General features: G+C 42.1%; 20 protein-coding genes and 1 tRNA gene. 10 read left to right on the forward strand and 11 right to left on the reverse strand.

The genetic code is table 11. From position 1 onward, the window contains the following. The first annotated feature begins 3 nt into the window (after positions 1–3). Positions 4–1,593 carry a bacillithiol biosynthesis cysteine-adding enzyme BshC gene (gene bshC, locus G5B43_RS10175; protein ID WP_165294634.1) on the forward strand — a complete coding sequence of 530 codons (1,590 nt, stop codon included), beginning with the start codon at positions 4–6 and terminating at the stop codon, positions 1,591–1,593. Continuing rightward, the gene (locus tag G5B43_RS10180) at positions 1,593–2,219 is read left to right on the forward strand and encodes a Crp/Fnr family transcriptional regulator (RefSeq protein ID WP_165294635.1); all 627 of its coding nucleotides are present in this window, start codon (positions 1,593–1,595) and stop codon (positions 2,217–2,219) included. Before bshC ends, G5B43_RS10180 begins: the two co-directional genes overlap by 1 nt. Positions 2,220–2,226: 7 nt before the next feature. Here G5B43_RS10180 and ctlX read toward each other — a convergent pair whose 3' ends face one another. Together ctlX and G5B43_RS10190 are read right to left on the reverse strand one after the other, a co-directional pair. Beyond that, a complete protein-coding gene (gene ctlX, locus G5B43_RS10185; RefSeq protein ID WP_165294636.1) occupies positions 2,227–3,138 on the reverse strand; it encodes a citrulline utilization hydrolase CtlX in 912 nt (303 codons plus the stop codon). A 171-nt stretch (positions 3,139–3,309) separates the two neighbouring features. Beyond that, positions 3,310–4,224 (reverse strand): dimethylarginine dimethylaminohydrolase family protein, encoded by a 915-nt coding sequence (locus G5B43_RS10190; RefSeq protein ID WP_165294637.1) that lies wholly within the window; start codon positions 4,222–4,224, stop codon positions 3,310–3,312. A gap of 342 nt (positions 4,225–4,566) precedes the next feature. Between G5B43_RS10190 and gcvP the strand changes: the two genes are divergently transcribed. The 3 genes from gcvP (at position 4,567) to G5B43_RS10205 (ending at position 9,172) form a co-directional block, all read left to right on the forward strand. Continuing rightward, positions 4,567–7,440 (forward strand): aminomethyl-transferring glycine dehydrogenase, encoded by a 2,874-nt coding sequence (gene gcvP, locus G5B43_RS10195; protein WP_165294638.1) that lies wholly within the window; start codon positions 4,567–4,569, stop codon positions 7,438–7,440. Between the two features lie 100 nt (positions 7,441–7,540). Beyond that, a complete protein-coding gene (locus G5B43_RS10200; protein WP_165294639.1) occupies positions 7,541–8,290 on the forward strand; it encodes a DUF1080 domain-containing protein in 750 nt (249 codons plus the stop codon). A 60-nt stretch (positions 8,291–8,350) separates the two neighbouring features. Then, complete coding sequence (locus G5B43_RS10205) at positions 8,351–9,172, forward strand: N-acetylmuramoyl-L-alanine amidase (RefSeq protein WP_165294640.1); 822 nt, start codon at positions 8,351–8,353, stop codon at positions 9,170–9,172. Positions 9,173–9,182: 10 nt separating this feature from the next. On the opposite strand, the gene G5B43_RS10210 is transcribed toward G5B43_RS10205, so the two are convergent. The 5 genes from G5B43_RS10210 to G5B43_RS10230 all read right to left on the reverse strand — a co-directional run bounded on the left by G5B43_RS10210 (position 9,183) and on the right by G5B43_RS10230 (position 14,291). After that, the gene (locus G5B43_RS10210; protein ID WP_165294641.1) at positions 9,183–10,496 is read right to left on the reverse strand and encodes a nicotinamide mononucleotide adenylyltransferase; all 1,314 of its coding nucleotides are present in this window, start codon (positions 10,494–10,496) and stop codon (positions 9,183–9,185) included. A gap of 71 nt (positions 10,497–10,567) precedes the next feature. After that, positions 10,568–11,110 carry an NUDIX hydrolase gene (locus G5B43_RS10215; RefSeq protein ID WP_165294642.1) on the reverse strand — a complete coding sequence of 181 codons (543 nt, stop codon included), beginning with the start codon at positions 11,108–11,110 and terminating at the stop codon, positions 10,568–10,570. A 2-nt stretch (positions 11,111–11,112) separates the two neighbouring features. Beyond that, positions 11,113–12,849, reverse strand: a complete 1,737-nt coding sequence (locus tag G5B43_RS10220) for a phospho-sugar mutase (protein ID WP_165294643.1) — start codon at positions 12,847–12,849, stop codon at positions 11,113–11,115. 42 nt (positions 12,850–12,891) lie between these two features. Beyond that, complete coding sequence (locus G5B43_RS10225; RefSeq protein WP_165294644.1) at positions 12,892–13,521, reverse strand: hypothetical protein; 630 nt, start codon at positions 13,519–13,521, stop codon at positions 12,892–12,894. A gap of 2 nt (positions 13,522–13,523) precedes the next feature. After that, positions 13,524–14,291, reverse strand: a complete 768-nt coding sequence (locus G5B43_RS10230; protein ID WP_165294645.1) for an enoyl-CoA hydratase/isomerase family protein — start codon at positions 14,289–14,291, stop codon at positions 13,524–13,526. Between the two features lie 90 nt (positions 14,292–14,381). Here G5B43_RS10230 and G5B43_RS10235 point away from each other — a divergent pair, with 90 nt between their 5' ends. Next, positions 14,382–14,909 carry an ExbD/TolR family protein gene (locus G5B43_RS10235; RefSeq protein ID WP_240904834.1) on the forward strand — a complete coding sequence of 176 codons (528 nt, stop codon included), beginning with the start codon at positions 14,382–14,384 and terminating at the stop codon, positions 14,907–14,909. Position 14,910: 1 nt separating this feature from the next. On the opposite strand, the gene G5B43_RS10240 is transcribed toward G5B43_RS10235, so the two are convergent. Continuing rightward, positions 14,911–17,559: a TonB-dependent receptor plug domain-containing protein gene (locus G5B43_RS10240; protein WP_165294646.1), complete on the reverse strand. Its 2,649-nt coding sequence runs from the start codon at positions 17,557–17,559 to the stop codon at positions 14,911–14,913. Between the two features lie 99 nt (positions 17,560–17,658). Between G5B43_RS10240 and purD the strand changes: the two genes are divergently transcribed. Together purD and G5B43_RS10250 are read left to right on the forward strand one after the other, a co-directional pair. After that, the gene (gene purD, locus G5B43_RS10245; protein ID WP_165294647.1) at positions 17,659–18,933 is read left to right on the forward strand and encodes a phosphoribosylamine--glycine ligase; all 1,275 of its coding nucleotides are present in this window, start codon (positions 17,659–17,661) and stop codon (positions 18,931–18,933) included. A gap of 176 nt (positions 18,934–19,109) precedes the next feature. Beyond that, a tRNA-Glu gene (locus G5B43_RS10250) sits at positions 19,110–19,181 on the forward strand. Between the two features lie 185 nt (positions 19,182–19,366). On the opposite strand, the gene G5B43_RS10255 is transcribed toward G5B43_RS10250, so the two are convergent. Beyond that, positions 19,367–20,506, reverse strand: coding sequence for a hypothetical protein (locus tag G5B43_RS10255; RefSeq protein WP_165294648.1), 1,140 nt, complete (start codon positions 20,504–20,506; stop codon positions 19,367–19,369). A 145-nt stretch (positions 20,507–20,651) separates the two neighbouring features. Continuing rightward, positions 20,652–22,178 carry a SulP family inorganic anion transporter gene (locus G5B43_RS10260; protein WP_165294649.1) on the reverse strand — a complete coding sequence of 509 codons (1,527 nt, stop codon included), beginning with the start codon at positions 22,176–22,178 and terminating at the stop codon, positions 20,652–20,654. A 355-nt stretch (positions 22,179–22,533) separates the two neighbouring features. On the opposite strand from G5B43_RS10260, the gene G5B43_RS10265 reads away from it, so the two are divergent. Next, on the forward strand, positions 22,534–23,565 hold the full coding sequence (locus G5B43_RS10265) for a threonine aldolase family protein (protein ID WP_165294650.1): 1,032 nt from the start codon (positions 22,534–22,536) through the stop codon (positions 23,563–23,565). A 38-nt stretch (positions 23,566–23,603) separates the two neighbouring features. On the opposite strand, the gene G5B43_RS10270 is transcribed toward G5B43_RS10265, so the two are convergent. Next, on the reverse strand, positions 23,604–24,113 hold the full coding sequence (locus G5B43_RS10270; RefSeq protein ID WP_165294651.1) for a GNAT family N-acetyltransferase: 510 nt from the start codon (positions 24,111–24,113) through the stop codon (positions 23,604–23,606). A 156-nt stretch (positions 24,114–24,269) separates the two neighbouring features. Between G5B43_RS10270 and G5B43_RS10275 the strand changes: the two genes are divergently transcribed. Next, a complete protein-coding gene (locus G5B43_RS10275) occupies positions 24,270–25,214 on the forward strand; it encodes an aldo/keto reductase (RefSeq protein ID WP_165294652.1) in 945 nt (314 codons plus the stop codon). The last annotated feature ends 32 nt before the right edge of the window (positions 25,215–25,246 follow it).

The raw sequence follows: 25,246 nt of genomic DNA on the forward strand, positions 1-25,246 counted from the left end.
TACATGAAAGCAACATACATTGATTACGGTGACACGGGTAGTTTTTCGCAGACACTATTAGCCTATCTTGCCAACGATGAACAGCTGGCACCTTTTTATGGTCAAGCACCTACACTGGAAGGATTTAAACGACAGATTGCCGAGAAACAAAAATTCCCGCATAGAAAATTATTAACCACGACACTTCGTGAGCAATACGGCTCGATTTTAGAACAATCCCCCGAAGTGGAAGCCAACATCATGTTGTTGGGTAATAAAAAGACGTTTACGGTTACTACGGGACATCAACTTAATATATTTACTGGCCCGCTTTATTTTATATTTAAGATTGTTACCGCGATACGACTGGCGAAAGATTTAAAAGAAGCCTATCCGGAATATGCTTTCGTACCGGTCTATTGGATGGCTACCGAAGACCATGATTTCGCCGAAATCAATAACACCAAGGTATTCGGTAAGAAGATAATATGGGATACACCAACTATTTCTGCTACGGGGCGGATGTCCACACAAGATATTGCCGATACCGTGAAACAATATTGTGGTACGTTTGGGTTATCTGTGAACGGGGATAAATTAAAAACAATAGTAGAAGACGCTTATCTGCAAAATCAGTCGCTTGCAGCCGCTACCCGGCATATGGTAAACGAACTTTTCAAATCCTATGGACTGGTGATTATTGATGCGGATAATAAGGCCTTTAAGAAAGTTTTTGCGCCAATTATAGCCCAGGATATTTTTGATGAAAATAGCTTTAAAAGTATTGAAGACACCTCCGGAAAGCTGGAAAAATTGGGCTATCATGCCCAAGTGCACGCGAGGGAAATCAACTTTTTTTACTTGACGGATGAATTCCGGGAGCGTATCGTACGTACGGAAGATGGCCGGTTCGAAGTCTTGCATCGTGAACTTTACTTTTCGGAAGAGGAGATGCGAACGGAAATAGAGCAGTATCCCGAACGGTTCAGTCCGAATGTGGTTATGCGGCCATTATATCAAGAACTGATCTTGCCGAACTTGGCGTATATTGGTGGAGGAGCAGAGATCGTGTATTGGCTGCAACTGAAGGCCAATTTCGATTACTACCAAGTGCCGTTCCCTATTCTTGTTCCCCGTAATTCGGCCATGATTACAGATGACAATGTCGCGGGAAAAATTTTTCGTTTGGATCTGACTTTCAAAAGCATATTTAAACCGACAAACGTATTAAAGAATGAATATGTTCGGCGTCATACAAAACATCGGTTGAATCTGCGTGACGAGTGGATGGAGTTTAATGCTATTTTCGGAAAGATTAAACTACGGGCGCATAAGATTGACCCGAGTCTTGGGCCGAGTACGGAAGCGGTAAAGGCCCGCCTGAAGAAAGCGATTAATAATTTGGAGAAGAAGCTGCTGAAAGCCGATAAACATAATCATGAAGATGCTCTGATACAAATAGAGCGTGTGAAAGATAAACTGTTCCCCAATGGTGGGCTACAGGAGCGTACGGAAAACTTTGCTTCTTTGTATCTAAAACACGGTGATGGTCTTATTCGGGATCTAGAAAAGCACTTTAATCCGTTAGATTTTAAATTTACGATTCTATATTAATGACACAGCTAGATATCAATTGGCGAGAGAGTAACTTTTATAGATATTATAAGGAGAAAGCTGAACTTTTCGAAGATGTTTTTGAGCAACTTGTGGGTTATTTCTCGTTTAAGGAAATACCTCATAACCATTATCTGTTAAGAGCAGGAGAATTGAGTCAATATGCCTTTTTTGTGGAATCGGGTCTGTTACAATCGTTTTCTTTGGATGAGAAAGGAGGAGAGCATATTTTACAATTTGCACCGGAGAACTGGATTATTTCGGATCGGGCAAGCCAGTATTTCAATAAGCCTACCGATTTCTATATCAAGGCGATCGAGCCATCGGTAATTGTTTTTATACAACCGGAGTTTATGGAAAAAGCGTCGCACTTAAGTCACGCTTTTGCGTGTTTTATGGAAAACTCTTTACAGCGGAATATTTACATACAGCAACAACGAATAAACTCACTATTGGCCATGAGTGCAAAGGAACGTTATCTGTTGTTTATGGATATGTACCCGAGTTTGCTACAGCGCGTTCCCCAATGGATGATTGCTTCTTATCTCGGTATAACGCCAGAGAGCCTTAGTCGTGTACGTCGGGAGCTATTATCTGAAAGCAGAACCAATAGGGGTAAGGAGTAAGGTTATTCTAATAAAATACCTCTGCGAGCATACACCGCGCGCTGCCGCCACCCCCTCTTTCAATAGTATCCAGGGGGCTATGTATAATTTGTCCCCAGGAACACAGCAAGCTTAACTGTTCCGTTGTAAAACTGTGATATGCTTGTGTGCTCATCACAATATAAGGTTCACCGATAGTAGACTTTACTTCTAATATATTTCCCGCGAAAGAGCTAACTTGTTCTTCGGATATCTCTACAACAGTCTTTCCGGTTTCTTCCAGCTGTTTTATCAGCGTCGCTTTTTCATAGGTGTTGTCTATACTATCGGTGCATATCACGGCAAAGTGTGTTCCTAAAGACATCATTACATTGGTATGGTAAATGGGTTTACGCAAACCGTCTACTGTCTGGTTGGCTTCAAAAATAGTTAATTCATACCCCAGATCTAGACAAAATTGATGTGCAATGCCGGCGTCAGCGCGTGGAGACAATGCGCAGTAAGCAATCCGGTTTATGCGATCTAAGATTAGGCTACCTGTGCCCTCTAAAAAACGGTTTTCTTCCTCGAAACCAGTATAATCTATGATAATATCGAACGTCAAGCCATGCTGTTTCAACGCTTCCAGATAACCCAATTTTCGTTCCCGCTGTCTGTTTTCAGCAAACATCGGATAGAAAATCGCTGTTTGTTTATGAAATGAAATACAGTTGTTTGGAAAAATACTATCGGGTGTATCAAACGCTCCTTCATCCTGTATGACCAGCGTATTTATTTTATGTAGGTTAAGCGTGCTGACAAAATTGTCAAACTCCTTTTGGGCGTGCTGAGCAGACAAGGATGACAATAAATCTTCTTGAAAATAATTGTTTATGGCAGTCTCTTCGTTTTTCCGAAATCGAAAAGGCCGAACTAAAAGTAAAGTGTTTGTTGTTTGCATACCCACAAAAGATTATTATTTCCACACATGCACTATCCCTTCCTTAACACTTAATGTCGCCTCAAAAGCTTTGGCAAATGTAAAACTCTATTTTTTGTACTATCCTCCATGCCAAAGGTTTTAAGCGACGATTTTTTTGGTTCTTTTTTGAGGTAAAAAAGAACATAAAAATTAATCCCTGTAAAGTGGAAGGGTAGAGCACCGCAACAACCCTTCCTGTTTGCCAATTTCGTGATAAGGAACTTCTTCCACATGAAATCCGTGGTCCCTAAGCCAATAATTGAGCCGATCAAACCGGCGCTCGGTCACAACTACATCTTCGGAAATAGAAAATACGTTACTGTACATTTCGTACATTTCGTCTGCCGTTATAGTAAAGATGTTTTCTCCGCCAAAAATTTTGCGGAGATAAAGATAGTCTGTTGGATTCCGGAAACCGCCAGGATAGATGATAGCCTTCTCCCTGCCCACAGGTTGAAAGCAGCAATCCAGGTGAAGGGCATTTTCCCTTGGGTTGGTCATTGATTTGATCAAATCGAATCCTTTCACAATTTTGTTGGGGAACATATCCTTCAAAAATTGTACGCCATTCATATTCGTTCTGGCGGTATTTATCGACGAATAATCGTCACCGTTGTATGTGCCTACAAAAAGGTAGTCATTCCATAGGATAACATCCCCGCCCTCAATATGTACTTCCTCCGGTGCTTCTATAAAATTTTCCGGTTCAACCTGCTTCACAATATGTTCGATGGCTCGCCATTCTTCGGCGCGGTCCGGAAGGATATTTGCTTTTATGAAATAATGACCTATCACGAATCCGATATCACGCGAGAATATTTGATTTAAATCAGGTATCAGTTCGGGTCGATATACTTTTACCCCATATCGCTCCAACACATCATGAAAAGCAGATATCTCAAAAACCATATCCGACTCTACCGGATAGGTACCTGCCAATATATGTTCCAAAGACTTCGGATCATAAGCCTCTTCTGCTTTTGGAGCCGGTCCGTTTTGGTTTGCAATACCTAATACGACAGCCCTTAATCTTCCCGTTTCATTTGTCACCTGGAGTTTTATCATAAAGGTTGCTTTTTATTTACTACTGTCCTAAAGTTAAGCAATTTATAGAGCGAAGACTAATTTTTATGCCGAAATGCGTTATTGCTAAAATTCTTGTGAAAAGGTTGATAATTCTGGAAAGAAAGATCGATCAATCTTAATTTTATTTTAAATAAGATAGTGTATATTAAAAAATACCGCAAACGGTTGTCATGTAATAACCCTATATCCGACTTGCGGTTCCTATTAATTTCGACGATTAAATCGTATCTTTGCGGTCTCAAAAAGTATATCAAAGCATCACGCTAAAAAGGTCTAAATAAGATGGTTTAGGACGATGCTACGGAAAAAGTTAAGCGCAAAATGAGCAACGTATTTTATCAAGAAAAATTTCAGGATCGCCACAACGGCCCGAGAGCAGAAGAGACACAGGAGATGTTAAGCTATTTAGGAGTGCAATCCTTGGATGAGCTTATCGAACAGGCAGTTCCGAGCCAGATTAGGTTGAAAAAATCCCTTGCCTTACCAAGGGCATTAAGTGAGAAAGCATATTTAGTCAAAATCCAGCGAATTGCAGATAAAAATAAGGTATTCAAATCCTTTATCGGACAAGGTTATTATGACGTGACTGTCCCTGCCGTTATTCAGCGCAACGTACTGGAAAACCCGGGATGGTATACCCAGTACACACCCTATCAAGCAGAGATTGCCCAAGGGCGTCTGCAAGCCCTGTTAAATTTCCAGACAGCGGTTGCTGATCTGACGGGACTTGAAATTGCGAATGCTTCGCTGTTGGACGAAGCTACGGCTGCTGCTGAAGCGATGTTTATGCTATACAGCGCGCGAAAAAATAAAACTGCAAATGTGTTTCTGGTAACGCCGAATATCTATCCACAGACATTGGATGTACTGCAAACGAGAGCAGTTCCGTTTGGTGTGGAAATCCGTGTGGCTGATCTAGAAGAAGAAAACTTAACTGAAGAAATATTCGCTACGCTTATTCAATATCCGGCCGCCGATGGCACGATTACGGATTATGCCGCGTTTACCGCAGCGGCCCACGATAAAAATATCACTATTTGCGCTATAGCCGATTTAATGTCGTTGGCGCTACTGACGCCTCCGGGAGAATGGGGTGCCGATGTTGTTGTCGGTAATTCACAGCGCTTTGGTGTACCGATGGGATTCGGTGGACCGCATGCAGCGTTCTTTGCGACAAAAGAAGCCTATAAACGGAATATTCCGGGACGTATTATCGGTGTTACTTCTGATGCTAGTGGTAATTACGCGCTGCGTATGGCGTTGCAGACGAGGGAGCAACATATTCGTCGTGATAAAGCTTCTTCCAACATCTGTACCGCGCAAGCGCTGTTGGCAATCATGGCGTCTTTCTACGCGGTGTATCATGGACCTCAAGGTATAAAAGATATAGCAACACGTATCAATGATTTAACCAAACTGCTGGATAAAGCATTGCAGGAGCTTGGTTACGATCAAATCAACGAGACTTATTTTGATACGTTACGTGTTGCGGTTGGTGATCATGTTGGTGCGTTGAAAGCGGAAGCCCTCAACAATGAACTTAATTTCTTTTACCATGAAGGAATAGTTGGTATTTCCCTTGATGAAACTACCACTTTTGAGGATGTCGAAACCATCGTAAAGGTTTTTGCAAAAATCAAAGGAATCTCATGGAACGATGTTGATTTACGTAATCTAGCAGATCAATTGGAACCCTCTATTCCTTCGGAAGCTGTGCGTACCTCTTCTTATCTTACCCATCCGATTTTTAATAGCTATCATTCGGAAAGTGAAATGCTCCGGTATATCAAATCATTGGAAGCGAAAGATCTATCTTTATGTCATTCTATGATTCCATTGGGCTCTTGTACGATGAAACTCAATGCAACGACAGAGATGTTGCCCCTAACATGGGCTCATTTTGGTGGCCTGCATCCGTTTGCGCCTGTTGATCAGACATCCGGCTATATGCAACTCATTAACGAATTAAACGATTGGTTATCCGAAATCACGGGATTTGCAAAGATGTCGTTTCAACCAAATTCGGGTGCGCAGGGTGAATACGCCGGTTTAATGGTCATTCGGGCCTATCATGAAAGCCGCGGTGAGGGACATCGTAACGTTTGTTTAATTCCAGCTTCGGCACATGGCACAAACCCGGCGTCAGCATCTATGGCGGGATTGAAAGTGGTTGTTGTCAAATGTGATGCGGATGGTAATATCGACGTGGTGGATCTCAAGGCGAAAGCAGAAGAACATGCAACAAATTTAAATTCCTTAATGGTGACCTATCCTTCGACGCACGGGGTTTTCGAGGAATCCATTATCGAAATATGTGAAATCGTTCACCAAAGCGGTGGACAGGTGTATATGGACGGTGCAAATATGAACGCGCAGGTAGGTTTGACGAGCCCAGGTTTTATCGGAGCAGATGTGTGCCACCTAAACTTACACAAGACCTTCTGTATTCCGCATGGTGGCGGTGGACCAGGTATGGGACCAATTGGTGTTGCGGCACATCTGGTGCCATTTTTGCCAAATCACGAGGTGGTAGAAATTTCGGGGGAGCAAGGTATTTCTGCAGTTTCTGCTGCGCCCTTTGGGTCGGCGTCCATCTTAACTATTTCATATGCTTATATTGCAATGATGGGAGGAGAAGGGTTGACCGAGGCAACTAAAACAGCTATCCTCAATGCAAATTATATAAAGGCACGTTTGGAAAGCCATTATCCCGTATTGTATGCGGGGGCGAATGGCCGTTGTGCGCATGAAATGATATTGGATTGCCGTGCATTTAAGAGTGTAGGCATTGAAGTTGGTGATATCGCCAAACGTCTAATGGACTATGGTTTCCATGCTCCTACGGTCTCTTTTCCGGTGGCAGGTACATTGATGGTAGAGCCGACCGAATCGGAGTCCAAAGCGGAACTTGATCGTTTCTGCGATGCGTTGGTTGCCATCCGTACCGAAATTGCTGCGGTAGAAGCTGGTGAGGTTGACCAAAAGGACAACGTGTTGAAACATGCGCCTCATACAGCAGAGATCGTTTCCGCTGATGAATGGGACAGACCGTATACACGTCAAACAGCGGCTTACCCGCTTCCTTACTTGAAAGTGAATAAATTCTGGCCATCGGTAAGCCGGGTAAACGATTCACAAGGGGATAGAACATTGATTTGTTCGTGTCCTTCTATCGAAGAATACGCGGAAGCTTAAAATGGCCGTCCTGTTTGTCGAGAACAGTCTGAAGAAGAACTCTTGCGATTTTTTAATTGCGGGAGTTTTTTTATTTTAGAGAAAACTTAATCCTTTTATCATGCGTATATCAAAGATACTAGCTTTCGTCGGACTGTTTATTTTATTTGGGCGATTAACTTCCGAAGCGCAGGAAACTCTTTTTGAGTTTGGGGAACGGAAGGATTTCAATGCTTTGATAAATGGCATGCCCGAAGCGCAGACGTTAAAATGGTTTGACGTTAACACGACCGATACGACTTGGTATCGCGATGGGGATAAGCTGGTGTGTAAAGGTTTGCCGATCGGTGTAGTACGTTCGGAAAAGATGTACCAAAATTTCATCATGCATGTGGAATGGCGTCATATGGAGAAAGGAGGAAACTCGGGTATCTTTGTTTGGTGTGATGCTCAACCAGAGGAACACAATAGACTACCTAGCGGGGTAGAAGTACAGATGCTGGAACTGGATTGGGTAAATCAGAACAAGCGAAATGGAGAGACGCCACCTATTGCCTACGTGCATGGTGAACTTTTCGGAGCCGGAAAAGTTACTACGGAGCCGGATAATCCTAGAGGGGTGCGAAGCAAATCGATTGAGAACAGGTGTTTAGGCGTAGGTGAGTGGAATAAATATACCGTGGTTTGTGTAGACGGAACCATCAAGCTCGCTGTTAATGGAAAATTTGTAAATGGTATACGTGAATCCTCTAAAAGAAGGGGATATTTATGCCTTGAATCGGAAGGAGCTCAAATAGAGTTCAGGAGTCTGCAGATTATCGAGCTGGAGGACGGATATATCCTACCGGAACACGTCGTGAAGGAGCTTTAGGAATTGGAGCATTTATTGCTTTGTATGAGACAGGAGCGAAGAGCTAGTAAAAAAAATCGAATGAAAAAAATCCATATCTTTCTATTTAGTTGTGCAGTTTTGTTGTCTTCTTGTGGCGGTGGTAAATATGCGGCAACAGAAAAAATTTATAAAGCAAAGGCAAAGGAATTTGCAGAATTATATAAAGAAGCGCCTGCAACGGGCCAATTGGAAAAGGTTATTGTCCTGGAAAAGGAATGGATAGCTTCAGTTAATTTTGGGACCCGAAAGCCAAACTATGTTGTTCTCCACCATACCGCACAAAATTCTACGGAACAGACTGTGCGAACTTTTCACAACCAGAAGGCGGGTGTGAGTTCTCACTCCGTAATCGGGCGCGATGGAAAAGTGATACAAATGGTAAACGATCTATATAGAGGACACCATGCAGGTGTAAGCAAGTGGGGAAATGATACAGACCTCAACTCGTCTTCGATTGGTATTGAGCTGGACAATAACGGAACTACGGATCCCTGGCCGGATGTGCAGATCAATGCATTGATTAGTTTATTGCGCTATCTGAAAGCGACCTATAAAATTCCACAGGCTAACTTTATAGGGCACATGGATGTTTCACCCGGTAGAAAGATAGACCCTTCTCGTTTTCCTTGGAAAATACTGGCAGATCAAGGTTTTGGATATTGGTATGATGATAACCTGGAAACACCACCGCAAGGGTTTGATCCTAAATTGGCATTACGGGTTATCGGATATAACATAACGAATTTAGATGCCGCCATTAAAGCATTTAAGGTTCATTATATTCAAGAAGGTGCGACTGCAGCTGTTTTGAATGAAGAGGAAATAAAAATTCTGTATTCTATTTTTAAAAAATATCTCTAGTATTCCTTAGCTATACCGTTTTTACAAACTTCTCATCGTAATTCTCAATATCGATAATGTATTTGTTCCGTACTAAGAAGTCAAACAGTGGTTTTGCCTCCTGGGCGACGGGCATATTTTGGGTTGTAATAATTTCATTCGTTTTTTTATCCAAATAGGGATAAGCGTATAGCTTGACGTCTTTACTGAACATGCCGGATATATAGGAAAGCAATTCGTTTGTATAGAGATCTTTGTTGTAATTGTCTGTATTGAAGATATTCTTCAAGTTGGATGTATTGGTCGCAATACCAACGTGTTTCGGTTTGAATGTTTGGATAAACTCGGCAAGATGGTTATTGCGCCTGAAGTTGGAGACCATGATGTTGTTGCCTGTTGAACAAAGGTATTCAGCGCGCTCTGCGAAATAAGTGAGATCCTCATTCGTGATTCGGTTTTCTTCATCGAGCACGTTACCCATCAACACCTCGATTAAAACGACCGTATCTGCTGCTGTCCCTCCTGTATTCTTTTTGAACTGTTCCACAGCAAGATTGAAGAGGTCAAAGTTAGGATTTGATTTCTGACGGTATTTGGTGCGTAGGATAATGATATTTTTTTTGTACAAATAATCTTTGATTTGAGCCGCGTGTGCATCTGGTCTGAAGATAGCTGCTTTAGCAAATCCCTTAGCAATGAGATAAAGGTTGAGAAGTCTTTCATTGGCATGCTCGAAAACAGGCCCCGACACTTTAACCAAGTCTATTTCGACTGATCCGATGGAAAGATTGTCGACCAGTGATTCAATCATGGTTTGTGGATCTTCTGCATAATAGTACGCTGCAAAAATTAAATTAACACCTAAAATTCCCAATACCTTAGTTTGTAGACGAGAATCACTGTCCAACAAACGGATATGGACAACGATATCATTGACGGGGCCGTCTACCTCATGTTGAAAACGTATGCCGATCCATCCATGTGGATCGTTGGTCTTGGTAAAATTGAGTGTAGTAACGGTATCGGCAAAAGCAAAGAATTTTTTTGATTTATACTTTTCTCCCTGCAGACGTTCGGTCAGTAAATTAAATTCGTGGGTTAGCATTTTGATTAAACGGGTACGGCTCACATAACGACCAGATTCCTCCACGCCGTATATAGCATCACTAAACGCCATATCGTAAGCCGACATCGTTTTTGCAATCGTCCCCGAAGCAGCCCCAGCGCCAAAAAAGTTTCGGGCGACTTCCTGTCCGGCACCAATCTCGGCAAAGGTGCCATAAATATCGGGGTTAAGGTTAATTTTTAATGCTTTCCGTTTGGTTTCAAAAATCTCTCTTGCCATATTGCAAAGATATAAAAATCTTGAATATTATTCGGTTTAGAGGTGTGTTTTGAAAATAAAATTGGGTTTGCTTAAAGCAAACCCAATTTTTGAAAAGAATAAAATAGGGCGGAGGCATGCAAAGCTTGGCCTATTTTATTATCAAAAAGAAACTGTTTGGCTTCTTCTATTCCCATAACCACGACATCGATATCTTCCGAGCTATCCAACTGTTGCTCTTGAATTTTCCTTCCGCCTTTCAATACATACGTGTACGTTAAATTTCCGCTCGTTGCCGGATTGGCGTATAACTCGCATATATATTCAATAGATTCAAAAACATAACCTGTTTCTTCCAAAAGCTCACGATGCGCTGCTGCTTCCGGTGCCTCGCCATCATCGACCACACCGGCGGGCAGTTCCACCATGATTTTATTGGCGCCGTGCCTATATTGTCGGACAAAGAGTATCTGATTGTCTTCCGTAAAGGCGATCATATTGACCCAAGTGGGATATTCCAAGACATAATACTCGTCTTTAATATTACCATTTGGAAGTTGCAGCTTATCAACACGCAAAGTGGCCCATGGACGTTGGATAATATATTTTGAATCTAATAAAGTCCATTTCTCCATAATCAATCTTTCACGATGTCAGCCATAATGTGTTTTACTTTGTCTTCCAGTTTCACTAGCACTTGCTCGTACGCATCCCTGGAATCGAGATTCTCTTTAACAGAACAATAGAATTTAATCTTAGGTTCGGTACCCGATGGTCTAGCAGAGATAACATCGCCATCAACGGTGATGAACTGAAGCACATCTGATTTCGGCAGATCTATGGATGTTTTCGTTCCATCTGCCAATACGTGTGCGACGCTGGTGGAATAATCACGGATTTCTTTAACCTTGATACCTCCTAATGATTGTAGAGGGTTGGCACGTAGATCCGCCATCATTTGTTTGATCTCGTCGGCACCTGCTTTTCCTTTCTTGGTAAGCGAGATAAGTTTTTCTTGATAGAAACCATAGTTTTCGTAAAGTTCCAATAATACTTCGAAGACCGTTTTTCCCTGTGTTTTGAAGTAGGCAGCCATCTCGGCGATAAAGGCACAGGCATTTACGGCGTCTTTGTCTCGAACTAAATCGCCAACCAGGAATCCATAACTTTCTTCGCCACCGACAAGATAGTTTTCCTTCCCTTCCAGTTTCGTCATAACCTCACCAATGAATTTAAAGCCGGTCAGTGTGTCGTAATGCTTTACACCGAAGCTATTGCCGATGTCTGTCATCAGGTTGGATGTTACGATGGTTTTCACTATGAAATCGTTATCCCGCAGCTCGCCTTTCGCTTTTTTGGACGATAGCACGTAATAAATGAGTAGGCTACCAATCTGGTTCCCGTTTAACAGTTGCATCTCTCCTTTGTCGTTCTTCACCGCTAAACCCACACGATCTGCATCCGGGTCGGTTGCCATGACGACGTCGGCATCTAGTGCCTGTCCCTTTTGTTTTGCCATCGTCATCGCTTCTTCCTCTTCAGGGTTCGGATAGACTACTGTTGGAAAGTTTCCGTCCGATTTGATTTGTTCTTCTACGACCTGCACATTGTTGAAACCCCATGCGGAAAGCATCTTCGGCACGATTATGCCTGTCCCGTGGATGGGTGAGAAGACTATTTTTAAATCTTTTTGAGCAGCTACCGCTTCCGGATGTATACTTAATTTTTTATTCTCGTCGATATAGAGCTTATCAAAGTCTTCATCCACAAGGGTAATATTATTGTTATCGCGTTCAAACTTAATATCGTTAATGGATTTTATGACGTTGACCTCATTAATTACATTTTTATCGTGTGGTGCTACCAGTTGTCCGCCATCGCTCCAATAAGCCTTGTACCCGTTGTATTCCTTGGGGTTGTGTGAGGCCGTTAACATTACGCCGCCTTGACACCCAAAATGCCGGACGGCAAAAGAGAGCATCGGAGTAGGTCGAAGCTCTTTAAATAGGTAGACATGAATGCCATTTGCCGAGAAAACATCCGCTACCAGATGCCCTAGTTGTTGCGAATTGTTTCGGCAATCATAACTTACCGCCACCTTGACGGCCTGATTTGGAAATTGTTTTTTCAGATAATTTGCTAGACCCTGTGTTGCTTTACCGATGGTATATTTGTTGATTCGGTTCGACCCGACCCCCATAATACCACGTAGACCCCCTGTTCCAAATTCCAATTCTTTGTAAAAAGCATCGATCAACTCTGTTTCTTCGTTGTTGTCCACAAGCGTCTGTACCTGTGCAACAGTATCCTTGTCGTACTCTGCACCAAGCCATTGCTGAATACGGTTTCTTGTTTCTATGTCTATATTGTTCATATCGTAAAATTTATCTAACATTTAAGCCTATTTGGTTGTATTTTATGCATCACATCCACCATAAGCACGATCGAGCACGAACACATACCATTTGTTTTGGTGTTTTTTTACGTGAAAGATTAAGCTTTCGTCTTTGGTTAAAATAACACGAAAGGTATCTTTTTCTAGCTGTTTTATTGCCGTGAGTTCGTCGTCGCTTATGCCATTAAATTCATGTTCAAAGGTCGCTATCGTTGTCAGCTGGTTTGCCAGGGAAGTGGTATCACAGAAGAATCCCAGCTTATCCCATTTTTCTTCTCCGCAATCAAAAACCGGAAGTTTTTCGAATGTGAGCGCGTAGTCGTTTTCAAAAGTTACGTAGGGAAAATATTCGGGCGTCGGTCGGCTGAAATCGATGCTATCTATTCGCTCATATGTATCGGCTGCTCCCGGACGATAAATCACATATAAGCCCAAATCAGGGTGTATAAGTGCATTTGCTTTTTCATTATCCTGGCTGAGATACGCTCTCGTAAAGCGCGTGATGACTTCACTGACTCCTTGTGTATCCTCCGGAAATATAGCTGCTGGGGTATCAATAGAGTCTCTTGTCTCCTCCGTTTTTTTATTGGACGAGGTACAGGACGTCGTTAAAATGACATAGCAGCATATAAAAATAGCAATGTTCTTCATATTTATCCGTGTTTCGTGAGATTGTTGATAATAGTTTTCAATATCTGCCGTGTTGATGGTTTCCACCATTGTGCTATCATCTGCTGCACCGCTTCTGTTTTGTTGTCGTTGATGTGTTGTAGCAAATGTTTGCGCATATTTAATTTTGTAGTTCCCCAAGCTTGGCGCTCGAATTGTGTCCATGATTTTGCTTTCCTCGCGGCTGTAGTTTGGATGCGGTCTGCCGGAACAACTTCATCGATAAGACCACTTTGTAGCGCCTCCAGGGGAGAGAAAAGTTTTCCATCTAAAAGATATCGATAAGCTTGGGCTTGTCCTAACCATAGACTGTAGAGATCAAAGATACTTGGCGGCACAATTAGGCCGACGGGAACTTCATTTAATCCGATAATAAACTCTCCTTCTGCCATAATACGATAGTCACAACAGATGGCCAAAACACATCCACCGGCCGGTGCGTGTCCTGTAACAGAAGCAATGGTTGGTTTGGGAAAAGCAGCAAGCTTATATATTAAATCGATAAATGTTTCCCACAGGTTTTTTATCTGCTCTTCATTGTATTCGTATAGCGTGATGAGATCAAGTCCAGCAGAAAAGAAACCCTCTTTGCCGTGAAGAATAATAGCCTCCACTGCGGGATCTTCTTTCGCACGTTCCAATTCACTTATTAGTTCCTGCATCATTTCTAAATGCATAGCGTTGGATCTTCCCCGGTCAAGGCCTAAATAAGTGATATGTTCGGTTGTCTGTGCTTTGATGAATTCGCCCATAATATTCTTTTGTGCTATTTTATGGAAAAATAAGCAAAAAACCATCAATATTATAAACAAATAACCAAGTCTCACTTTTTAAAACAATACATGATGGCAGAATTAATGAACAATCAAAAAACTAAAGGCAAGAAAGAACGCAGGAGTATTCGAAACAAGCCTATGCCTAAAGTAGATTTGACAGCAATGGTTGACTTGGCATTCCTCTTAATTACCTTTTTTATGCTCACTACCTCGCTGAATACACCCAACCAACTAGATATAGCGATGCCAGATAAAGGGCCTATAACGGAGCCAATTTTGCTGAGTGAAGATCGAGTGCTGAACCTTCTGTTAGGCGAAAATAATGAATTAACGTATTATCGCGGCACTGCCGAATCACCCAAAAGCAGTCCGCAAAAAGTAGCATATGGAAAACTGGGTTTAGGAGAGCTGCTGGCGAAGACGGCTGTTGACGTGAAACAGACAACGAATGGGAAGGACATTATCGTGCTGATTAAGCCCAGTGGAGGATCAACAGCACGAAACCTGGTGGATGCTGTAGATGCAGTGCAACGCGCGGCAATCGGCCGCTACATGATTATCAAGATGAATGATGAGGAGAAAAAAATGATGTGACTTATTTTACGTCAACGGTCAATGTTTTTCGCCCTAATCTTCCATTAAAATCCAACCCTTCTATGGTTATAAGGTATTCTCCGCCTTCATCAGAAGTATAAAAATCAAAAGTTGCTTTGCCCTCCTCGTTCGTTATGATATTGGGCTCCCAATGTATGGTAGTCCGTAGATCCTGCTTGAGCACCGTTTCAGATCCCGGTTCATAGACGGGCTTGTAAATTGATTTCTGAATATGGAAGCCTTTCGGTTGCACCGTCGCTATACCTTTAGGGATATAGCTGCTTCGCATGGCGTCGGCCCCCGTTTTTGATGTAATAATGATAAGGCCGTTTCCTCCATAGGAACCATAAATGGCGGTATAGTTTACATTACGCAGTACTTCTACACTTTGCACGTCCATGGGGTTGATCATCGATAGCATATCACTTTCGACGTACATTCCGTCCAATATAACTTGCATTTCGCCGCCTCCACGAGTCGTGTGCGGTATGCCGTTTCGGAACATGACCCCCATCAACCGTCCGTTTAGACACATTTCTAAAGTAGTACACATTTCCAAATCCTCCGCGGAAATTACTTGATCGGCATTTCCTGGTCCGTTAAGATTTGCAGAACGTTCAGAAGCTTTATGTCGAGGACGTTGGGCCGTTACGATAACTTCCTCAATAGCGATAGATTTTTCCATAAGACCCTGCGCTTCCAGTCCCGAGAAATATTTCTTACTGTGGAGAAGCTCGTCTATGAAAGTAGCATTCACATTATTCTGTTCGCCGGGAGCGTTTTTGTTAGGACCAATAACCGGCGAGGTTTCTGCAGGCACAATAATGTCGATGTTATTTCGTCCCTTTTCGTCTTTCGCTGTTATGAGGAACTTAATACTGTCGGGAAAAAATAAATTGTCAAACTCGAAATAGCCTTCCTCATTTGCCACCGTATCGATAAATTCCATAAAATTGTGTGTCGGTACTAACACCATGTTGGCTTTTGGAGCAGGTGCTTTTCGGCCGAGTTTCCGTGCTTGACCCTTGATGGATATGCTCTTCTCAGGAAAAAAAGCAGGTTCAACGATTTCTAAAGGAGCTGTTATATCGATTTTTCGCCAACCTTGTGTTAAAAGTAGATTGTCTATATCGCTGGTTTTTATTTCGCCATAAAAATAATAGCCGGGGTTTTCGATATACCCCTTTATATCTGTACTTAACAACAGCGATGAAAGAATGTTGGGCGCCATTTTAGGATTATCTTTCAATTTGGAGGTGTTGACTACGGAAGCAGATAAAACCGAGGTTCGTATAGTATCCGTCGGATCTCCCGTTTCAAGCGACACGGTTATTTTTTTCCTTTTGGTGCTCGTTGGTGTGTCGACATTTGTTATTAGGGGTAATGTTTTCTTTTCATTATAGACAAAAACAGGTCTTTCAATCAGTGGCTCTAGTTGGCTGTTTAGGATACTGATCGTTAATACCCCGTTGGGTAAATCTGTTTTCGGTACAGAAAAGATGAGTTCTGATTTGGAAGCAGGTTGTTTCGATGCATAGTACACACTTCCCATGTACTGTGCTACAAAATAGATTTGGCTACCATCTTGTTTATCGGTACTTACATTTACCTGTGCGAACAGTTTATCGCTATTTCCATTGTTCATCTGGATATTATACCCCGAAGACAACGGGGCGGGAAGTTCCGATTTTATAGTCGTTCCATCATCGAATGTGGTATAGGCGACCATGGGTTCCGTGTTTTGGATAAATAGTGGAGCGGAACCCATACCCAAAATATTGGTTTCGATGGTTGCTGCCGTATCACCCGTTGTTGTTAATATAGTCGTGTGACTCTTGATACCGAGCCCGTCGGGTTTTAGTGCTTTAACAGCGACTCTATTGATGGCGTTGGCTAGTAAGTTTCCACCTTCTGGAAAAAATTGCATACTATTTTCTAAAACTGTTGCTTTCGGCAATTTGAAGATTTTTTCGACAGGCGCTTTTGCCCTATTCATAAAATGAATGGAAAGTTTGGCTTCGGCATAATCATTTTTAAAAGGAATCTCCAACTGTCCTTGGTCGGTGGTTTTTACACGACCTTTTCTTAAGTTTCTGCCTCCTGGAGAAATAATTTCGTATCGTACGACTTCCTCTGCCAATGGCGTGCCTTGAATATCCTGCAATTGGATGGTGTAATTGCCACTATCTAAATAAGAGCGGGAAAGGACATTGTCTAATCTGCCGTTGCTCACCTGTATATTCTCGTTAAAGAAATAAATAGCGCTATCATTGCGCATCCAATTGGTAAAAGCTCGAATACGGTATGTTCCCTCCACTAATGTGTCCGCCAATGTGATGTCGCCCATGCCGAGACCTGTTAATATAGGAATTCGTATACTCGACACAACCTCTTCCTTCGGACTGAGAAGTTCTACATAGGCAATATTGCTAATGTTGGATAAAAGGTTGTCTATTCCTACTGTGGTATAAGCTTTGAACCAAATTGTTTCACCTGCCGTATAGCTATACTTATCGATATGGAGATAGAGCTTTTCAATAGGGCGGGAATCGTGGTACGCGTTTATCTTAGCCAGAAGACTTTGTAAATCTTGTGCTTTTGTACCGGCTATTGCTAGCGTAAAAAAGCACAATAAAAGAAGTCTTTTCATGTTCATAACAGGTGAAATTTGGACTCAAAATACGAAAAAAAAACGGTATACATCATTAATTTTTGTTGATTATTAATCAACATCGGTATCTTTGTCGATATGAATATCTTAATTATTGGTTCCGGCGGCAGGGAGTCTGCCTTTGCGTACAAATTATCGAAAAGTCCAAAATTGAATCGACTGTTTATCGCTCCCGGGAACGCGGGGACGAGCCAGTACGGACAAAATGTAAATTTGAAGGTCACAGATTTTGACGGGATAGCGTCTTTTGCACGTGAAAATGCTGTCGATATGATTCTAGTAGGACCTGAGGAACCGCTAGTAAAAGGTATTCACGATTATTTTTTAAACCGCGAAGATGTTAAGCATATACCTGTCATCGGTCCTCAACAAAAAGGAGCGCAGCTCGAAGGTTCTAAAGATTTTTCAAAGGAATTTATGTTACGCCATGAAATTCCGACGGCTGCTTATAAATCGTTTGACAGATCTAATCTGGACGAGGGACTGGCCTATTTAGAGACACAAAAATTGCCTATTGTTTTGAAGGCCGATGGCTTAGCTGCAGGAAAAGGGGTTTTGATCTGTGAGACATTGGAAGATGCTAAAGCAGAACTAAAGGCGATGATTGCCGATGCGAAATTTGGCGATGCTAGCTCGGTAGTAGTTATCGAAGAATTTTTAAAAGGTATTGAACTTTCCGTTTTTGTACTTACCGACGGTGATTCTTATAAGGTATTGCCTTCAGCTAAGGACTATAAGCGGATCGGAGAGGGTGATACTGGGCTAAACACCGGTGGTATGGGGTCGATATCTCCTGTCCCTTTTGCGGATGAAGTTTTTCTTTCCAAAGTAGAAGAGCGCATCATTAAACCGACAATTGGGGGGTTGAAGAAAGATGGAATTCCGTATAAGGGTTTTATTTTTATTGGTTTGATGAATGTAGATGGAGAACCTTACGTTATCGAATACAATGTCCGTATGGGCGACCCCGAAACCGAATCTGTGTTGCCGAGGATCCAGTCTGATTTAGTTGATTTATTGGAAGGGGTAGCAAAAGGCGATTTAGGTTCTCGGAATTATACAGTTAGCTCCAAAACAGCTGTAACAGTAGTATTGGTTTCCGGAGGCTATCCGGGAGATTACGAATCTGGTAAAGAGATTACGAATATCGAGAATGTTGAGGACTCTATTGTTTTTCATGCAGGGACAAAAGAAGTGGATGGGAAGGTTGTTACTGCGGGAGGACGCGTTATCGCGGTAACGACGCTACAAGATAACTTGTTTGATGCACTTCAACAAGCGACAGCGGATGCTGGAAGAATCTTTTTTGAACGTAAATATTTTCGTAAAGATATTGGGTTCGACTTGATATAAATGCTCGGCAAAAACAATATTAAAGGGCATAGACGTCGCGAAGTCACTCTATGCCTTTTAAGACAAACCTCTGTTGTAAAAATAACTTTTTCAGATTCAATGTATTATAAAATAGGAGGCGAAAAAGTTTTGGCAATAAAGATATTGCTCTTATATTTGCGTCACCAAAAGCAAATGGCCCGTTCGTCTAGGGGTTAGGACGCAAGATTTTCATTCTTGAAACAGGGGTTCGATTCCCCTACGGGCTACCTAGAGGCTCTAAAATGAGCTAAGAAAATTCAAAACCCGCCTTTATATATTTAAAGGCGGGTTTTTGTTATGTGACGTCAGTATCCCGCTGTGACACGGATTGTTTGAATTTCCGCAATTAACACTTTCTGGGTTCGACGATCCCTTGTCCGGTCGACTGTGCTTGGGATATGTACATTCATCGTTAATAAATAAGCGTGTTGACGTACCGCAAAATATTGTGCACCTGTTTTTTCGCTTCCCTATCTGTTTCCGGATAGGAATAATAGATTTCCAAGTATTGATTATCCTTAAAGTAGGTTTTTGCCGTACCGTCCACGTAACCATTTTTCGGCTGTTCTTCGTAGAAAATATCGTCGTAACTGTAGCGGTAGCTATTCATTGCCTTATTCGCCTCGTTGAAATCATCTTTGCTCATTTCCGTTTTTTTCAGCAAGGTATAAAGTGAAACGTCGCCGCCGTCAGCGCGATAGGCAAAATAATAATCCCCTTTGCGTGGCTTTTCATCTTGGAGAAACGGGGTACCTTTTATTTTGAGATATATGTCGTGCGTGAACTTGTTTGGATAAATGCCCAAAAACGGATCTTGCCAAAAACTCTTCGGTTCGTCGACTTGTCGTAGCTGTTCTACTGTAGCATTTTCCCATTCAGGAACATTCAGTCCGAGATTTTTATTAATTTCTTTCATTTTGTTCAGCGTGGCGAGTGTATCGTTTCCCAGCAAAGGTACCACGGCCTCAAAAACCAGTTGTCCCTGCTGGTAAAAACCTAACAGATAATCACGATAACTTGTCCACACCCGGTAGATACCGGTCTTGTATTTCGGGTGTTTAGCTAAAACTCCGGTTTCATGGAGCGATGCACGATGTATATCGCGAACGGCCTCTACGCCACCAAAAATAGGACTACCGCTCTCGAGATAGCTGTCGCTCAAAAACACCTCCCGGTTGTCATAAAGTAACGTCGCGCCAACAAAAAGGTCTCCCCAGACGGAATCCTGAAACAACACTTCGCTTGCACTGAAAATGACGGTATCTGTAGCGGGATCACCGTATTCGCGAAGTTCTTCTATCGCATCATAGTAGCGGTTCATGAAGGGGAATACCTGCTTAGCATTAGTAAAGACTAATCTATCCTTTTCTGCTTGTTTCAGTTCATCACCAAAAGGTGCTTTCCGAAGCCATGTATTCAGATTTTCCCCACCTATCAGTTGCTCGACGTCTTCATCCCACACGAACGGTTTTCGGTTATAAGATCTGTTATCGCATGATGTTAGCATGATGAATATAAACAGCGCACCGAGGATCAATGTTTTCCGTATCATTCCTTTATAAAGATAATCCATACCATACAAAGATGCATATTTTAGATCGATCTATAGATCCCTAAAATCCGGTATATTGTCCGTTACGTCGAATATAACATATAATGTGAAGGATAATGAAGTGCGGATACGATATATAATATATTTAGTTTTTTGGAACAACCCGGTAAGTAGGGTCCTCTTGGATATTGACTTCAATAACACCCTGTGCATTGGCCAATAGGCTGCGGCAGTCCTCGCTCAGGTGGCGAAGGTGTATCTCTTTACCTGATCGGGTATATTTTTCTGTGATTTTATTCAGCGCGTCTATCGCAGACATGTCGACAACCCTGCTTTCCTTAAAATCGATAACCACCCGCGAAGGGTCATTTTCTACGTCGAACTTTTCTAAAAAGGCCGTTGTGGACCCAAAAAATAAAGGCCCGAATATTTCATAGTGTTTGATTCCATCTTCATCGGTATATTTTCTTGCACGGATACGCTTTGCATTATCCCAGGCGAACACGAGCGCTGAGATGACGACACCAATCAAAACCGCAAGGGCGAGATTATGGAGGACGACCGTTATGGCAGCCACCAGCATACCTACGAAGATATCAGATTTCGGAAACTTATTGATGATACGGAAACTGACCCATTGGAAGGTCTCGATAGCCACCATCATCATCACGCCTACTAGGGCAGCCATTGGTATCATTTCTATAAACGGTGCACCAACCAATATTACAATTAATATCGCTATTGCACCGACAAAAGCGGATATCTTGGTACGGGCACCGGCGTTCAGGTTGACGAGTGTCTGTGCTACCATCGCACAGCCCCCCATTCCTCCAAAGAAACCATTGACGATATTCGCTGTTCCCTGGGCCATAGCCTCTTTGTTCGATTTACCCTTGGTTCCGGTCAATTCATCGACCATATTCAGTGTCAACAGCGATTCTATTAATCCCACTCCTGCCATAACAAGTGCATAAGGAAATATGATTTTTAAAGTATCTAAAGTAAATGGAATTTCAGGAATATGAAAGGAAGGAAGGGATCCGCTTACCGAAGCTATGTCTACTACTTTTTTAGTTTCAATCCCTAGCGATGTAACAATGGCGAATACGATCAAAATAGCGACAAGAGAGGCAGGTATTGCTCTGGTTAATTTGGGGAGGCCGATTACAACAAGAATGGTTAAGAAAGTGAGGCCGATCATCGTGAAAAATGCTGTTCCCTGAATCAATTCCCCACTGCCAGGCAGTTTGAACTGTTCCACCTGTGCCATAAAAATAATAATTGCAAGCCCGTTCAAAAAGCCATACATCACGGGTTGGGGTATCAGTCGGACAAACTTACCTAGTTTAAATACACCGACCAGAAGCTGGAGTAGACCTGCAAGAACTACTGCGGCGAACAGATATTGCACACCGTGTCCAGCAGCCAATGCAATCAGGACAACGACCGTCGCTCCAGCGCCACCTGAAACCATGCCGGGGCGGCCTCCTAGGATCGCTGTGACTAGTCCCATTAAAAACGCCGCGTATAGCCCGGTTAAGGGCGATAACCCCGCAAGGATTGCAAAGGACAAGGATTCGGGAATCATGGTCATGGCTACGGTAAGTCCAGCGAGGATTTCATTTTTAATGTTTAAGCCCTGGAGGGGCTGCAAATTGATTGCTTTTTCCATTGAATTGAAATTATTGATATGATAGTGAAAAGTATATTATGCTCCTAAAATTGTGCAGACAAAAAAATACAAAACGGGAATTTTATTAAATCCTTTTTCGAAGGATCTATTCGCCCTCGTAATAGGGCGGAAAGAGGGGATGATATTTAACTAGTGTGGTGCGACCATCGTTAGTTTTGATGCCACAAAGATAGTTTTATTATCCTAAAATCCAAAGATAGCGAGCGTATTTATCAAAGAAGATATTATGTGTTCGAGAGATGTCAAGACGCAGGTTAATTTATTGTTATACGTTCTGTTTAGAGGAATCCTTTCCTATATTTACTTTTGCTTTGACAAAAAAATAAATAACGATATGTACAGTTTCAAAAACGATTACGCAGAGGGTGCCCATCCTAAAATTCTCCGGAAACTTGTAGAAACCAATTCGGTACAGCAAGTGGGATATGGCGAAGATGATTATTCTGTGGAGGCAAAGGGAATACTTCGGCAAAAGATACAAAATCCCGATGCAGCGATTTATTTTGTTTCGGGAGGCACGCAAACGAATCTAATCGTCATATCATCTCTGTTGCGACCGCACGAAGCCATTATTAGCGCCAAGACTGGCCATATTTACGCCAATGAGGCAGGGGCGATCGAGGCTACGGGACATCGGATAATCACCGTTGAAACGGAAGATGGCAAACTGAAACCTGACGATATTGAAAATATATTACAGACGTATTCCCATAGACCTCATGTTGTGAAACCTAAATTAGTGTACATATCCAATTCGACTGAAATAGGAACAATTTATACCAAATCGGAAATGGAGCGCTTATCGAACTACTGTAAGTCCAACGACCTATATCTGTTTCTGGATGGTGCGAGGTTAGGGCAGGCGTTAACAGCAAAGAACAATGATTTGACTTTATCTGATATTTCACACTATACAGATGTCTTTTATATCGGTGGGACGAAGAATGGTGCTTTATTGGGCGAAGCTATTATTTTCAATAGAATCCATCATGCAACAGATTTTGACTATATGTTGAAGCAAAAGGGAGCACTATTGGCTAAAGGACGATTATTAGGCATCCAATTTCTAGAACTGTTTAGGGATGATTTATACTTCTCGTTGGCAAAACATGGCAATGAAATGGCGATGAAAATAGCTTATGCGATAGAAGCACAAGGTTATTCTTTTCTTACACCACCGCACACAAACCAGATTTTCCCCATTCTTCCCAAAGCAGTGATTAGAGAACTTCTGCGACAATATGATTTTTACGAGTGGAAAGCCGTTGACGAGCAGTACGCCGTTGTTCGTATTATCACGTCATGGGCTACGGAAGAAAATAAAGTAGATGCGTTTATTGATAGTCTGAAAGGAGTAACGAGCTAAGTGTGTGGCAAATTATTATATTATAGTAGTGTGGATTTTTAATGAGCTATAACCTTTTCAAAGGCTTTTCTAGGTGCTCCTCGAAAGAATACTTCTCCGCAATAAGCGTAGCCCAATTTTTTAAATATATTGAGCATGCCCCCATTGTCAAAGTTTGTATCGGCTTTAACGCTGTATATGTTATGTTGTCGGGCGAAATCTTCGATATAGAGCAACATTTTTTGCGCCAGCCCTTTTCCTAGGTATTCTTCGGCAAGTGCAACACGGTGGTACACCACAAAATCTCCCGCTGTTAACCATTGTCCCTGTAAATTGGCATATGCAGGTTCATCATTTATCAGTATCGCACAATAACCTGCTATGATACCACCATCTGTTAATACATAACCGTGTCCTTTTTCTATATCTGTTCTGATAACGGAAACGTTTGGATAACCATCCTGCCATTGATTGCTTCCTTCTTCTTTTCGCCGTTGAATGGCGCGTTCCAAGATTTCCCAGATCTGGGGTATATCCTCTGATTGCGCTTGTCTAAAACTATATTCCATTTTTTTATGATATAAATTTACATTATTTATTACAAACAGATAACATCGTCTCTGGTAATAATCACTAAATTTAAAAACGTTAGATAACCCGATGTATTGCTATCTGTCAATGGGTGAGTATGCCTTTTGCATATGAATATTAAAATAGTACATAATATGAACAAAGTAACAATTAAGAACACTGATTTAGAAATAGCACCTGTCAATTTTGGGGGTAATGTCCTAGGTTGGACATTAGATGAACAAGCATCTTTTGATATATTAGATAAATTTACTGCTGCCGGTTTCAACTTTATCGATACTGCAGATACATATGCCTGGTGGGTAAATGGAACAGGTGGACAATCTGAGGAAATTATTGGCAAATGGCTGAAAAGCCGTGGAAATCGAAACCAAGTTGTGATTGCCACAAAAGTAGGTTCGGAAACGAAGGAACATGGGTTTGACATCAGCAAAAAACACATCATAAAGTCGGCTGATGAGTCATTGCGCAGGCTAGGAGTGGATCATATCGATTTATATTATACCCATTTTGATGATAAGGTGACACCGATAGAGGAAACCCTAGCCGCTTACGATGAATTAATTAAAGTTGGAAAAGTCCGTTACATAGCGGCGTCCAACCTTTCCCCTGCTCGACTTGCAGAGAGTTTTGAGATTGCGGAGAAAAACGGTCTGCCAAAGTATGTCGCTTTGCAACCGCATTATAATCTGGTAGAGCGCACAACATTTGAAACTGATTACGCGGCCCTAGTAGAGCGGTACAATCTAAGTGTTTTTCCTTATTGGTCATTAGCAGCTGGATTTTTGACAGGAAAATACAGAACACAAGAGGATTTCAATAAGACGATTCGAGGCGGCAGCGTTAAAAAGTATTTCGATGATAAGGGAAAAGCTGTTTTAAAGGCATTGGATGCTGTTGCGGAGAAACATGGAGTAAAGCAAGCGACGGTAGCTTTAGCTTGGCTGTTGGCAAATCCACTGATTACAGCGCCTATTGTCAGTGCGACCAGCGAGGGCCAATTGCAAACCTTATTCGCTGCGCCCGATCTGAAATTGGATGCCGAGGATTTGGCAATATTAGACGAAGCGAGTAAGTAACGTTAACCCCCCCGGTTTTGAACCGGGGCTAA

It is taken from the genome of Sphingobacterium sp. SGR-19, assembly GCF_011043555.1.
Classification (GTDB): domain Bacteria; phylum Bacteroidota; class Bacteroidia; order Sphingobacteriales; family Sphingobacteriaceae; genus Sphingobacterium.

Bases quoted from the DNA above. Each gene is read 5' to 3' on its own strand.
- bshC (WP_165294634.1), top strand. From the start codon at position 4: ATGAAAGCAACATACATTGATTACGGTGACACGGGTAGTTTTTCGCAG.
- G5B43_RS10180 (WP_165294635.1), top strand. From the start codon at position 1,593: ATGACACAGCTAGATATCAATTGGCGAGAGAGTAACTTTTATAGATAT.
- ctlX (WP_165294636.1), bottom strand. From the start codon at position 3,138: ATGCAAACAACAAACACTTTACTTTTAGTTCGGCCTTTTCGATTTCGG.
- G5B43_RS10190 (WP_165294637.1), bottom strand. From the start codon at position 4,224: ATGATAAAACTCCAGGTGACAAATGAAACGGGAAGATTAAGGGCTGTC.
- gcvP (WP_165294638.1), top strand. From the start codon at position 4,567: ATGAGCAACGTATTTTATCAAGAAAAATTTCAGGATCGCCACAACGGC.
- G5B43_RS10200 (WP_165294639.1), top strand. From the start codon at position 7,541: ATGCGTATATCAAAGATACTAGCTTTCGTCGGACTGTTTATTTTATTT.
- G5B43_RS10205 (WP_165294640.1), top strand. From the start codon at position 8,351: ATGAAAAAAATCCATATCTTTCTATTTAGTTGTGCAGTTTTGTTGTCT.
- G5B43_RS10210 (WP_165294641.1), bottom strand. From the start codon at position 10,496: ATGGCAAGAGAGATTTTTGAAACCAAACGGAAAGCATTAAAAATTAAC.
- G5B43_RS10215 (WP_165294642.1), bottom strand. From the start codon at position 11,110: ATGGAGAAATGGACTTTATTAGATTCAAAATATATTATCCAACGTCCA.
- G5B43_RS10220 (WP_165294643.1), bottom strand. From the start codon at position 12,849: ATGAACAATATAGACATAGAAACAAGAAACCGTATTCAGCAATGGCTT.
- G5B43_RS10225 (WP_165294644.1), bottom strand. From the start codon at position 13,521: ATGAAGAACATTGCTATTTTTATATGCTGCTATGTCATTTTAACGACG.
- G5B43_RS10230 (WP_165294645.1), bottom strand. From the start codon at position 14,291: ATGGGCGAATTCATCAAAGCACAGACAACCGAACATATCACTTATTTA.
- G5B43_RS10235 (WP_240904834.1), top strand. From the start codon at position 14,382: ATGATGGCAGAATTAATGAACAATCAAAAAACTAAAGGCAAGAAAGAA.
- G5B43_RS10240 (WP_165294646.1), bottom strand. From the start codon at position 17,559: ATGAAAAGACTTCTTTTATTGTGCTTTTTTACGCTAGCAATAGCCGGT.
- purD (WP_165294647.1), top strand. From the start codon at position 17,659: ATGAATATCTTAATTATTGGTTCCGGCGGCAGGGAGTCTGCCTTTGCG.
- G5B43_RS10255 (WP_165294648.1), bottom strand. From the start codon at position 20,506: ATGATACGGAAAACATTGATCCTCGGTGCGCTGTTTATATTCATCATG.
- G5B43_RS10260 (WP_165294649.1), bottom strand. From the start codon at position 22,178: ATGGAAAAAGCAATCAATTTGCAGCCCCTCCAGGGCTTAAACATTAAA.
- G5B43_RS10265 (WP_165294650.1), top strand. From the start codon at position 22,534: ATGTACAGTTTCAAAAACGATTACGCAGAGGGTGCCCATCCTAAAATT.
- G5B43_RS10270 (WP_165294651.1), bottom strand. From the start codon at position 24,113: ATGGAATATAGTTTTAGACAAGCGCAATCAGAGGATATACCCCAGATC.
- G5B43_RS10275 (WP_165294652.1), top strand. From the start codon at position 24,270: ATGAACAAAGTAACAATTAAGAACACTGATTTAGAAATAGCACCTGTC.